The sequence below is a fragment of the Pseudoalteromonas sp. Z1A6 genome, from assembly GCF_011378745.1.
GTDB classification, from domain to species: domain Bacteria; phylum Pseudomonadota; class Gammaproteobacteria; order Enterobacterales; family Alteromonadaceae; genus Pseudoalteromonas; species Pseudoalteromonas arctica.
Genome location: NZ_WTKW01000088.1, coordinates 1 through 13,487, shown reverse-complemented (window position 1 = coordinate 13,487; position 13,487 = coordinate 1). Strand labels below are relative to the sequence as shown.

Here is a 13,487-nt window from a genome sequence, read left to right as displayed (position 1 = left end):
TACGTTGGTTTGTTTTTCTTTGCAGTTTATTAATAAGTTCATTTTTTGAAACTTACGTCTGAAGTTAGGCTTATCGAGTGACTTATTTAAAATTGACTCGTAAATCCCTTGTAGCTCAAGCAGGGTAAATTTTTCTGGGAGTAAGCTAAAACCGATAGGCTCGTGCCTTACTTTATAACGTAAGTAATCAAGGCCGCTTTTTAAAATGTCGGCGTGGTCAAACATTAAACTAGGGACGTTATTTACATCAAACCATTCACACTCTACGGCGTTATCGCCACTAACAAGATTGGTTTCTTCAAAGCGTACGAGCGAGTAGTAAACAATAGTTATAATACGCCTAGCTGGGTAGCGGTCTACGTTACCAAATGCACCTAACTGATCTAAATAAAGGTTTTCAACACCGGTGGTACTTTTAACAACACGCAGAGCTGCAAGATCTAAGTTTTCGTCTTTACGAACCCAATGACCAATTAAACCCCATTGGCTTGTTGCAAGGCCGCGATTATATTTAACCAGCAGCACTTTTAACTTTCCTTCATGAATAGCAAATACAATATTATCTACGGTTAGATTACTAATGCAGTCATCAGGAATCGATTCTTCGTCAATATTGTTAGAAATATTTGATGTTTTATGGTGCATAAATTACTCAGCCAATGCTATACATACATATTGTTATAAAGACTATTAAGAGTATATAAAAGGCGCTTAAAGCGCAAATAAAAAACATTTATAAATCCTATCTAAAACAATCACATCTATTTAATTAACCGCTATTTCTGCTGTACCTAATTTAATGTATCAACACACATTTTTTATTTTGGCCAAGTAGTGGTTTTTTATTGAACGGCTAATGCCTTTGTATGTTAGTAAATTTAACGCCAAATTAGCGTCATGTATTAAATAAATTACCAGTTGATTAAAAATGTAACATAAATGTTTACATGCGCTAAAAATGCATATAGTATTTTTGACTATATCGATTTGCATTGAAAATTGAGCACACATGAACAACACAAAACACACACTCACAATTAAAGAAAAAATAGGGTACGGCCTAGGTGATACAGCCAGTAATATTGTATTTCAAATGGTCGCTAACTTTATGTTGATATTTTATACCGATGTTTACGGTTTATCTGCAGCTGCTGCGGGTACACTTCTTTTAGCGGTTCGTTTATTTGATGGTATTACCGATCCAATAATGGGCAGCATTGCCGATAGAACGCGCAGCCGTTGGGGTTCTTACCGCCCTTACATATTATTTTTAGCTGTTCCGTACGGTGTGTTTGCTTGCTTAGCATTTATAACCCCCGATTTTGATTCTACGGGCAAGCTTATATATGCCTACTTAACTTACGGGCTATTAATGACGTGTTATACCGCCATTAATATACCGTACGGTGCACTTGGCGCAGTAATGACAAACGATCCTAAAGAGCGCGCATCGCTACAGTCATACCGATTTGCAATGGCAATGGCAGCACTGCTTGTAATTGTATGGGCACTGCCTAAGCTGGTTGCCTTTTTTGGTGACGGCAACGATGTAGTAGGTTACCCGCTAGCAATGGTGTTTTTAGGCGGACTTGCCGCAGCGTGTTTTTTACTGTGTTTTAAAATGACCAAAGAAACCAAACAAGTTAAACCCGCGCAAAGTAAAAAGAATGCCTTTCTTGAGTTTTTAAGCTTATTTAAAAACGATCAATGGGTTGTTATAGCGGTTATAAGCCTAGCAACATTAATATTAATTGGCGTTAGAGCCTCAGTCGCACCGCATTATATTAAGTACTACGTAGGAGAAGCCTCGCTTACTTCTAACTTTTTAACACTCTCAGCAATTGGCTCAGTATTGGGTGCTATATCTACTAACTTTTTAACCAAATTTATTGAAAAGAAAACACTTTTCATTGTCGCTTTAGTGGTCGTAATTATTTCTCACAGCATGTTTTATGTACTTGAGAGCGACGCAATCGTAACCATTTTTATTGTGTACTTTATTGCTAACTTTGCCCACATGATTATTACCCCAATTATGTTTTCGATGGTGGCTGATACGGTTGACTACGGCGCATTAAAAATTGGCCGCAGATTAACGGCAGTTACGTTTTCGGGTCATTTATTAGCAATAAAACTAGGCTTTGCAATCGGCGGTGCTATTGCAGGCTGGATATTATCAGGGTACGCCTACGTACCAAATCAAGAGCAATCAGAACACACGTTATCAGGCATTTTACTCGCCTTTGCTGGTATTCCAGTAATTTGTACCGTGGCATGTTTAATTTTTATAACACGTTACAAACTTACCGAGCCTGAAGTAAAGCGCATTCAAACGAAGCTGGCTGATAACAAAACCATAAACTAATTTAGCAGTCCATTTTTCACCTTTTAAAAGTGTAAATTGGGCAGGCAATACTAGGAGTAAAAATGCAAAATACAGCGCAAGCAGCACCCCCATCTAATGGATTAAGTGACGCTGAACTTAAACAGTTAAAAGACTTACAACGAGCCAACTCGTTAATACAAAATCACAATGTATTAGTTGATCACATGTATACCGCCGATCCGTCTGCGCATGTGTTTAACGGCACAGTGTATATTTACCCGTCGCACGACATTGAATCAAAAAATGAAATTAATGATAACGGCGACCACTTTGCAATGCGCGACTACCATGTGTTTTCGCTGGACGAAAGCACAGGCAAAGCCATAGACCATGGCGTAGCACTTTGTGTAGACGACGTAAAATGGGCAAGCAAGCAAATGTGGGCACCCGATGCAGCGCATAAACTTGGTCAGTATTACCTTTATTTTCCGGCACGCGATCAGCAAGGTATTTTCAGAATTGGCGTTGCAAAAAGTGACAGCCCAACAGGGCCCTTTAAAGCAGAAGACGATTACATTCAAGGCACGTTTAGTATCGATCCGGCTGTATTTGAAGATGACGACTCAAGCCATTATTTATATTTTGGTGGCTTGTGGGGCGGCCAATTACAAAATTGGCAAACAAGCGAATTTAACAAAGAAGGTACATATCCAAAAAATGGTGAAGCTGCAATTCCAGCACGCGTAGCAAAATTATCGGAAGATATGATAAGCCTAAGCGAAAAAGTAAAAGAGGTTGTTGTACTTGATGAGAGTGGCTTACCAATTACAGTATGCGATAACAACCGCCGCTTTTTTGAAGGCCCATGGGTACACAAACACAACGGTGTTTATTATTTTTCGTATTCAACGGGTGATACACACAAAATTGTCTATGCAACGGGCGATAATCCGTACGGACCATTTACCTATCAGGGCGTTATTTTAAACCCAGTACTGGGTTGGACCACGCACCACTCAATTGTTAAGCACAATGGTGATTGGTTTTTATTTTATCACGACAGTACGTTATCGAGCGGGCAAACCCATTTACGCAGTATGAAAATGGCTAAGCTTGAGCACGACGAAAACGGAAAAATCCAAACAATAAGCCCATATGAACACGCTTAATAAAAATAGTTATAAACAATGCAAATTATCTGCGTGAGCACTGCAACGCCTTTTATTTGCATAAAAAAGATATAGTCAATATGACCATTAATTTATTTTGTTAATGGTCGATTTAAGAGGAAGCTGAGGACATATGACAAAATGAAAATATTTTAAAGTAAAAAATTAGCACAAAGAATTAGCATAAACTTGCTGATATTTAATGTTTTTTAGTTAAGTAGCACATGTTTAAAACTGGTTGTGGTCTTTGTAAAACGTTTAAAACATACACACACAATAATTATTTATTGGCCGTAAAATGAAACAAATAGTTTACAATTATGTTTCGAGTAATTCTTAAAGTCTTGCAGTACGTCAATAATAATTAAATAAGAAAAAGGGCATCATGATGTTTAAGAAAAAGATAATTTCAACAGCCATACTCGCTGCAATAGGGTCGGTTACGCTTCCTCACCAAAGCTACGCTGCAGAAACCGTTGCCGATGAAGATGTAGAAATAATACAAGTAACCGGCATTAGAGGTTCATTGCAACGCTCTATGGATGTTAAACGCGATTCTTCTGGTATTGTCGATGCAATTTCGGCTGAGGATATGGGGAAATTTCCTGATACCAATCTTGCTGAATCGCTACAACGTATTACCGGCGTATCAATTGATAGAGCCGGCGGTGAAGGTAGCCGCGTAACAGTCCGTGGATTTGGACCTGCTAATAACTTAATTACTATTAATGGTCGTCAGCTTCCTAATACAACAGGTGACCGCACATTTGATTTTGCAAATGTCGCATCTGAAAGCGTATCGGGTGTGCAAGTTTATAAAACATCAGACGCAAGTGTTACCTCAGGTGGCATTGGCGCAACTATAAACTTAACAACAAACAGACCCTTAAATAGCCCAGGTATAAAAGCATCGTTTGGCGTAAAAGCCGTAGATGATCAGTCAACCGATGAGGGCAGCATTACACCAGAGGTAAGCGGTTTATATTCGCAAACATTTGGGGATGACAAGTTTGGTATCTCGATATCGGGTAGTTACCAAGACCGTGAAAGCGGTATGCAACAGTTTATTCAAGATCAAGGTTACAGAGCATCTGATTACACAAATACAGGATGGGGCGGCGTACCTGCAGGAGCAGAAGGCGGAACAAACAGACCTACATCAGGTATTTATTCAAACCCGCAACAACCACGTTATGTGTTTGAAGAGCGCCAACGTGAGCGTATAAATGGGCAGCTAGTTTTTCAATATCAGCCTGTTGAAAACATTACAGTAACCCTTGATTACACCGGCTTTAAAACAACTATTGAAGAGCAGCATACGGACGCCTCAGTTTGGTTTAACTACGCTGGCGATAGAAGTGAATCTGTTTGGGCGGGCGAGCCTAACGCGTATCCACTTATTTACTCAGAAATTTATGACATTCAAAGTGATGCCGACTACCGCGATACGTCGCTTACTGTAGGTTCTTGGGGCCGCGAAGAAAAAACAGATTCATTAGGCTTTAACCTAGAGTGGGCAGTGTCGGATCAACTTAACCTAGAGTTTGATCATCACAGTTCAAAAGCCTCTATGAAAGCAACCGATCCACGCCACGGTACGCGTAACAATATTCAGTTGCCTTCGTACACACGTACGCGCTCTGGGCTTGATTTAACTGGCGATTTACCCGGTATTGCAATTGGTAACATCGAAAACTTTAACCCAAGCACTATGCGCTTATCGGGTAGCTGGTTTGCAAATGATAAATACGATTCAGAAATCGATCAAACACAAATCTCAGGTGACTACTACATTGACGACAACCTAAGCATCGACTTTGGTGTTGCGGTTAACAAAGTAAATAACCATTATCGTCATACCCAAGTACAACGCCCAGATTGGGGTGGTGTTGGTGTTGAGGGCGACTTTGCTGATATTGATTGGCGCCAAGATACTATTTTAGATAAGTTTCAAGCTAAAGCGGGTAACTTTGAAGGCACTGCAACACAAGGCGAATACGATTTATTTAATACAATCTTTTTTGCCGACTTTGATGCGATTGTAAATGCTGCCGAGTTTGCTGACCCTGTTGCTAACGTAGATAACCTTTACGGTGATTGTAAAGCAGCGGCTGGCGCAGCGGCAGGTCCAAATGGCGAAGGACAATTTTGTGCTTCAACCGATTGGGATGCAGCAACAAACCGCTTTACTGAAGAAAAAACGCAGTCTGCTTTTGCACAAGTAAATTATAAAGGCGAATTGAGCGGCATGTTCTTCGACCTACAAATTGGCTTACGCTACGAAAAAACAGACGTATTTTCTAAAGCAACAGCACCCGGTTATAGCAGCGTAGAATGGAACGAAGATACAGCCACATCAGTAACGGGTGTTACCGGTATTGAAACGCTAAGCCAATCGGCAGACTACAGCCAGTTTCTGCCAAATATTAACTTTAATATTGAAGTAGTTGAAGATGTAATGATCCGCGCAGCGGCGAGCAAAACTATTTCAAGAGCGGGTTATGGTCAGCTACAAGGCGGAACAACTATTAATACCGGCGGTAGTTTAAGTGGTTATTCGGGTGGCTCTGGTAATCCAGGACTCAAACCACTTGAATCAATTAACTACGACTTATCAAGTGAATGGTATTACGGCGAAGGTAGCTATATTTCGTTTGGTTACTTTAAAAAAGACGTAACCAATTGGATCACAACAGGCACAATAGATTCGGATATTTTTAATCTTGCCGATCCTTTAAACGGTGAGAAGTTCAAAGCAGCACAAAGTGCACTTGGTGCTGATGCTTCTAACTTAGCTATTCGAACATATATTTTTGAAAACTTTGCTGATGATCCAAATGTACAGCCTAATTTTGATGAAAATGGCGAGTTAGACGGCGGCACAATTGTTGGTGACCCAGCAACAGATGAACCTGTAAACTTTAGAATAAACGTGCCTGTAAATGGCGACCAAGAATACACCATTGATGGCTTTGAATTTAATATTCAGCACTTATTTGGTGAGTCAGGCTTTGGCGGTATTTTTAACTACACCATGGTTGACTCAGGACTTGAATACGACAACGACTCATTAGAGGATACAGAAGCACTTGTAGGGTTAAGTGATACGGCAAACGTGGTGTTCTTTTACGATAAAGAAGGCTTACAAGCACGTATTGCATATAACTGGCGCGACTCGTTTTTAAATGAGCGCCGTGTAAATGGCGATTTAACTGCGCCAATTTATACCGATGAATATTACCAAATAGACTTTAACGTAAGTTACGAAGTACCCGCAGTAGAAGGGCTTACCGTATTTATTGAAGGTATAAATATTACTGACGAGTACGTAACATCGTACGGGCGCAAGCAAGAGCTGATTTATAACATCACTCAAACAGGCTCTCGCTACGGTTTAGGTGTTCGTTATAATTTTTAATAAATATTATCTACCTATTTAAAGCCGCATTATGCGGCTTTTTTTTGCTCTTTTTAATCTAGTAATAATAATACCCACCTGTTATAGTCAATGTGAATTTAACTTATTTGTTACATTCACTTCACAGCAGTAGGTATGCGTAGTAGTAAGTAAAGGCACATAACAATAATTGGAGCACACAATCCATGGCCAATCATGCATTATTAAATAATGTTGAGCATCAGCATTTAAAAATAAACCCTGCACGCGGCACACACTTAGGTGACGGGGTTTGGTACAGCGAAACATTTGTAAGCGAATTTAGAGTCGCTCAAGCACATTACCCAATATTTTTTACCAAAGATGACGCAACAAATACATTTTCGCCGGTGTGTTTATACGGCATAAACAAAGACAAAAACTTATTTTTAGTAAACCAACAATGGCAAGCACACTACATTCCGCTCAGCATGCAGCGACTGCCTTTTGCTATTGCGACTCAAAATACAATGCAAAACGGTGTAGCAACGCAAGAGCGCATGCTTAGTATTGATTTAGACTCACCAAAAGTGTCAACAAAGCAGGGTATTAGCCTCTTTTTAGAACACGGCGGAAATAGTGATTACCTCGAAAATATAATAAACGTGCTCGACAGCCTTCATCATGGCCTTCAAGAAAATCAGCCTTTTATTAAAACCTTAATTAAACATAGTTTGCTTGAGTCGGTATCGCTAGAACTTGATTTAGTAAACGGGCTTAAACATAACTTACTCGGTTTTTATACCATAAACGAAGACTCGCTAAACCAGCTAGGTAGCGAGGCAATTGCAGAGCTTCACTCACAAGGGTATTTAGCGTGTATATATATGGTCATTGCATCGCAAGTACATGTACGTGATTTAGTGGCGCTTAAAAACGAGCAACTTATGCTACAAAAGCAAGCGATGTAAGTGCTTAACTATGGCAAATTTAGTAAATAAAATTCAATCGCTCAGTGGTTTAACTCCCAGTACGTTACCAAGGGAGCTTTTAAACTCGCCTGTGCCTATTGTACTAAAAGGGTTTGTAAGCGAATGGCCCCTAGTTATTGCTGCTAAAAAATCTGATGCTGCAGCAATTGATTATTTAACGCCGTTTTACGAAGGTTTTTTAGTTAATACCTGCACAATAGCCGCCAGTCAAAATGGGGTTGTAGGGTATAACCCTGATATGAGCGGTTTTAACTTTACTAATCAGCAAGCGCCATTTATTAACGCGCTTGAGCAAATAACGCAAACTGCAAATAACCCACACGCAGATACGCTATACATTGGCTCTACCAGCATTGCACAGTGCTTACCTGCTTTGGTTAAACACTGCCATGTTAACGCATTAAGCGAAGGCTGTTTATTTAATGTATGGGCAGGCGGAAAAGTTACCGTACCAGCACATTACGACGTAGCGCAAAATTTAGCATGTTGTGTTGCAGGTAAAAGGCGTTTTACTTTATTTTCCCCCGATCAAATAGATAATTTATACATAGGCCCGCTTGATAAGGCACCCGGTGGTCAGCCAATAAGCTTAACCACCACAACTGCGCCCAACTTCACGCAATACCCTAAGTTTGAGCAGGCAATAAAAGCGGCAATTACCGTTGATCTTGAAGCCGGCGATGCCCTTATATTACCCAGCATGTGGTGGCACCAAGTAGAGGGGCTTGGCAGTTTAAATATACTGTTTAATTATTGGTTTAAAAATACGCCTGCGGTGTATGGGCAGCCTACTAATGCGTTGCACCTTGCTATTTTAAACATACGTAATTTACCAAAACATGAGCGAGCAGCATGGCAACGCTTGTTTAATTACTATGTATTTGCTGATAACGAATTTACCCACATACCAGAGCCCGCACAGGCTATTTTAACAAAGCCAATGGATGAGCTAACAGCGCGTAAATTAAGAGCCGAATTACAAAATAAATTAAGACGCTAAGCGTACTTGTAAGGTTTGAATTATGAATCAAAATGCAATTAAAAAAATAGTAATAGCAGGTGGCGGCACCGCTGGTTGGATGTGCAGCGCTGCAATGGCAAAGCTGCTAGGTAAAAATATTGAAATATGCTTGGTTGAATCCGATTTAATACCTACCGTAGGGGTCGGGGAGTCAACTATTCCTACGCTGCATATATTTCATGATTTACTAAAAATTAGTGAATCAGAATTTATGGCAGCCACTAACGCCACGTTTAAATTAGGCATATCGTTTGAGGGCTGGAAACAAAACCAGCAAAGCTACTTTCACTCATTTGGTTATGTGGGGCAAGGTTGTTGGGCTGCAGGTTTTCAGCACTTTTGGCTAAAAGGTATGCAACAAGGTGTAGCAGCCGATATTGGTGATTATTGCACAGAGCACGTAGCAAGTCGCTTGGGTAAATTTGCCGTAGTGCCGAATCAAGACCGTAACCATGCTTATCAGTTAGATGCCGGTTTGTACGCTAAGTTTTTACGAAATTTTGCAGAGCAAAACGGCGCTAAACGTATAGAAGGCATGATAAGCAAAGTTAACTTAGAGCCCAATAATGGCTTTATAAAATCGCTTACTTTAGGTGACGGGCAAATTATTGAGGGCGATTTATTTATAGATTGCACCGGCTTTAAAGGTTTATTAATAGAGCAAGCGCTACACACCGGATACGAAGATTGGAGCCATTGGCTCCCGTGCGACAGCGCAGTAGCAGTACAAACCGAATTAGTAAGCCCAATAGTGCCATATACGCGTGCAATGGCACATAAATGTGGTTGGCAGTGGCAAATACCGCTGCAAAGCCGCCGTGGTAATGGCTTAGTGTTTTGTAGTAAATACATGAGCGATGATGAGGCCAAAACAGCGCTCCTTAATAACGTAGAAGGCAAACCTATTAATGAGCCGCGCGTTATTAAATACCGCACCGGTACACGGCGTAAACATTGGAACAAAAACTGTGTTGCTATTGGCTTGGCAAGTGGTTTTATTGAGCCGCTTGAATCAACCAGTATTCATTTAATTCAGCAAAGCATTATTAGATTAATGCAAAACATGCCAACCAAAGCAATTGAGTCGTGTTATCAAGATGACTTTAATAACAAAATGCGCTTTGAGGCGGAAAATATCCGCGACTTTATTGTACTGCATTACCACGTAACGCAGCGCACCGACAGCGACTTTTGGCGTTACTGTAAAAATATGCCAATACCAGAGTCGCTCGCTAAACGCCTTGAGCTATTTAAACAAAGCGGGCATGTTTATAAAGCAGAGCAAGAGCTATTTGGCGAAGCATCGTGGTTACAAGTGATGTTAGGGCAAGGGCTAATGCCGCAAAATTATCACCCCATTGTAGATAGCATGAGCGATGATGAGCTTAAACGATTTTTAGAATCAATAAAAAATCATGTGGCTAAAAAAGCAAATAGCTTACCGAGTCACATTGATTTTATTAATCATTATTGCAAGGCTAAGTAAGTATTATGCTAACACTTGGCAATAACTTACAGCCAGAGTATGAGTTTATAGGGCAAGAGCAAACGCCAATTATTATAATTGACGACTACCTTAGTGAGCCGCAAAAACTTATAAAATTAGCGCAAAGTGCTGCTCAAAGTAATGGAGAGTTTAAACCCGACGAACTCACTCAATACCCAGGTTTACGTATGCCGCTGCCAAAGCAATGTGTGGTTGATTACTTAAAGCCTCTTATACAGGGGTTTTATAACGTATTTAATATTGGGCAAACACTTACCCCATACCCAAAAGATAATGCCTTATCGTTAATTACTAAAACGGAGCAGCAGCTATCACCAATACAAACCTTGCCACACTTTGATACAAACGATCCTAATTTAATTGCCATTATTCATTACCTTGGAGAGGGGCCGCATGGCGGAACGGGGTTTTTTAGGCATAAAAAAACAGGGTTTGAAACAATAAGCACAAAGCGCAAAAACACGTATTTAACGCATGCTCAACACATTCTTGAGTGCAGTAACACAAAACCTAGTTACTGCACCCCACAGCACAGTGAGTTTGAATGCTACAAGCACATACCCTACAAGCCAAATAGGCTTATTGTGTTTCCTGGGTATTTGCTGCACACCAGTTTACTTAATACAGCCACCGATATTTCACCGTGTCCACAAACAGGGCGGCTAACGGCTAATATGTTTGTTCATTTTAAATAGGATTACTATGTCTTTTTCTTTACCTAGATTCGCATATAAGGGTTGGCTATTAAGCTTTGTTGTATTGGCGCTGAGTATGGCAACAGTGCAAAAAAGTAATGCTACAGGGTTTGATACCCTCCCTAAAAAGCAATTTAATGTGCTGCTATTTACAAAAACCGCAGGGTGGCACCATAAGTCGCAAACCGAAGGCGTTAAAGCGCTAGAAGGCTTAGCCGATAAGCACTTTTTTAATTTAATTTGGCACGAAGAAAGCCATTATTTTAACGACGATTACTTAAAAAATGTTGATGTAGTGGTATTTTTATCAACCACAGGCGATATTTTAAACCCAAAAGAGCAAGCCGCGCTTGAACGATTTGTAAAAGCAGGTAAAGGCTTTGTGGGTATTCATAGCGCATCAGACACCGAATACGATTGGCTGTGGTATCAAAAGCTGGTGGGGCGCACCTTTAACATTCATCCTGTTATTCAAACCGGTGTATTAAGCAAAGTGCCTAATACTAACTTTATTGGCTTAAGCCATATGCCGCAGGAAATGCTTTGGACTGACGAGTGGTACGAGTTTGGGCCAGAGCTCACTAAGTTAAACTACTTACTCACGGTTGATGAGCAAACTTACAACCCAACTGCCGATTGGGGTAATAACAAAACAGGTTCAGGCATGGGATCGTTTCATCCTATTTCGTGGTATCACAATTACGATGGCGGCCGCTCATTTTATACCGCTCTTGGGCATACTAATGCGGTGTATAGCAGTGAGTTTTTAACCGAACATATTTATGGCGGTATTTATTGGGCTGCAACAGGTAAAGGGTTAAAAAGCAGTAATTAATGAATAACTCATAAATGTACTTTTTAGTTTTATTTACATCGTTCAAGGCCGCTTTTTTAAGCGGCCTTTTGCATTTTAGGTACTGTTTAAACACCTCACTCATTTCACTTAGTTTATAAAATAAACAAATAATTTTGAGAATTGCTTGATCAAATGGTCAATAAGACTATATTAAATTTGCACGCTGATATAATTCAAATAAAGAGGATAAACATGAAAGTATTTTTTAAAATAACAACTTTATTGTTAACACTAATAAGCTATCAATCACTTGCTGCATTTAATAATAACCCATCGAGTGTAGGCGCCGACAGTTCAGGGACATACCGTAACCTCGCACAAGAAATGGGTAAAACAAATATACAGCAAAAGGTGAATAGTACTTTTGACAATATGTTTGGCTATAACAACACTCAACAACTTTACTACCCGTACACCGAAAACGGTGTTTATAAAGCACACTACATAAAAGCAATTAACCCAGACGAAGGCGACGATATAAGAACAGAAGGGCAATCGTGGGGAATGACCGCCGCTGTTATGCTCTACAAGCAAGAAGAATTTGATAACCTATGGCGCTTTGCTAAAGCGTATCAAAAAAATCCAGACAATCACCCTGATGTAAAAAAACAAGGCGTTTACGCGTGGAAACTAAAGCTTAATCAAAACGGCTTTGTTTATAAAGTAGATGAAGGTCCGGCTCCGGATGGCGAAGAGTACTTTGCGTTCGCACTACTTAATGCGTCAGCCCGTTGGGGTAATTCGGGCGAATTTGATTATTATGCTGATGCCATTACCATGTTAAACACAATTAAAAACAAGCTGATGCAAAACCAAATAATCCGTTTTTCACCTTACATTGATAACCTAACAGACCCTTCTTATCACATACCTGCGTTTTACGACTACTTTGCAAATAACGTGACTAATCAAGCCGACAAAAATTACTGGCGACAAGTGGCTACAAAAAGTAGAACCTTACTTAAAAACCATTTTACAAAAGTGAATGATAATCCGCATTGGAACTTACCTACATTTTTATCGCGCTTAGATGGCAGCCCTGTTATTGGCTACATTTTTAATGGCCAAGCAAACCCAGGTCAATGGTATGAGTTTGATGCATGGCGCGTAATTATGAATGTTGGCTTAGACGCGCATTTAATGGGTGCTCAAGCGTGGCATAAAAGCGCAGTAAATAAAGCACTGGGCTTTTTAAGTTATGCAAAAACTAACAACAGTAAAAACTGTTACGAGCAAGTGTATTCGTACGGTGGAGCGCAAAACAAAGGCTGTGCAGGTGAAGGTCAAAAAGCCGCGAATGCAGTAGCGTTACTTGCTTCAACAAACGCTGGGCAAGCAAATGAGTTTTTTAACGAATTTTGGTCTTTATCGCAACCAACGGGTGACTACCGTTACTATAATGGTTCGTTATATATGTTAGCTATGCTGCATGTATCGGGTAACTTTAAGTTTTATAACAACACGTTTAATTAAAATAACAATACCTAAGCAGCAAAAGCCTAAGTAGCAAAAATCTAAGTAGCAAAAGCTTAGGCAGCAAAAACT

10 protein-coding genes are annotated in these 13,487 nt (G+C 40.0%); 9 read left to right on the top strand and 1 reads right to left on the bottom strand.

Annotated features, from left to right (window positions below):
* Positions 1–645 (bottom strand): NUDIX domain-containing protein (locus GQR46_RS07765; RefSeq protein ID WP_165740621.1); only part of this gene is annotated, 645 nt, incomplete at its 3' end.
* 364 nt (positions 646–1,009) lie between these two features.
* Here GQR46_RS07765 and GQR46_RS07760 point away from each other — a divergent pair.
* The 9 genes from GQR46_RS07760 to GQR46_RS07720 all read left to right on the top strand — a co-directional run bounded on the left by GQR46_RS07760 (position 1,010) and on the right by GQR46_RS07720 (position 13,415).
* Complete coding sequence (locus GQR46_RS07760; protein WP_165727802.1) at positions 1,010–2,365, top strand: MFS transporter; 1,356 nt, start codon at positions 1,010–1,012, stop codon at positions 2,363–2,365.
* Positions 2,366–2,427: 62 nt separating this feature from the next.
* On the top strand, positions 2,428–3,495 hold the full coding sequence (locus GQR46_RS07755) for a glycoside hydrolase family 43 protein (RefSeq protein ID WP_165740620.1): 1,068 nt from the start codon (positions 2,428–2,430) through the stop codon (positions 3,493–3,495).
* 388 nt (positions 3,496–3,883) lie between these two features.
* The gene (locus tag GQR46_RS07750) at positions 3,884–6,913 is read left to right on the top strand and encodes a TonB-dependent receptor (protein ID WP_165740622.1); all 3,030 of its coding nucleotides are present in this window, start codon (positions 3,884–3,886) and stop codon (positions 6,911–6,913) included.
* Positions 6,914–7,098: 185 nt separating this feature from the next.
* The gene (locus tag GQR46_RS07745; RefSeq protein ID WP_165740619.1) at positions 7,099–7,842 is read left to right on the top strand and encodes a SapC family protein; all 744 of its coding nucleotides are present in this window, start codon (positions 7,099–7,101) and stop codon (positions 7,840–7,842) included.
* Positions 7,843–7,852: 10 nt separating this feature from the next.
* The gene (locus tag GQR46_RS07740; protein WP_165740618.1) at positions 7,853–8,863 is read left to right on the top strand and encodes a cupin-like domain-containing protein; all 1,011 of its coding nucleotides are present in this window, start codon (positions 7,853–7,855) and stop codon (positions 8,861–8,863) included.
* Between the two features lie 22 nt (positions 8,864–8,885).
* Positions 8,886–10,370, top strand: coding sequence for a tryptophan halogenase family protein (locus GQR46_RS07735; protein ID WP_165740617.1), 1,485 nt, complete (start codon positions 8,886–8,888; stop codon positions 10,368–10,370).
* Positions 10,371–10,375: 5 nt separating this feature from the next.
* Positions 10,376–11,086: a DUF6445 family protein gene (locus tag GQR46_RS07730; RefSeq protein ID WP_024611073.1), complete on the top strand. Its 711-nt coding sequence runs from the start codon at positions 10,376–10,378 to the stop codon at positions 11,084–11,086.
* Positions 11,087–11,093: 7 nt separating this feature from the next.
* Positions 11,094–11,921, top strand: coding sequence for a ThuA domain-containing protein (locus GQR46_RS07725; RefSeq protein ID WP_165740616.1), 828 nt, complete (start codon positions 11,094–11,096; stop codon positions 11,919–11,921).
* 213 nt (positions 11,922–12,134) lie between these two features.
* The gene (locus GQR46_RS07720) at positions 12,135–13,415 is read left to right on the top strand and encodes a glycosyl hydrolase family 8 (RefSeq protein WP_165727809.1); all 1,281 of its coding nucleotides are present in this window, start codon (positions 12,135–12,137) and stop codon (positions 13,413–13,415) included.
* Positions 13,416–13,487 lie beyond the last annotated feature (72 nt).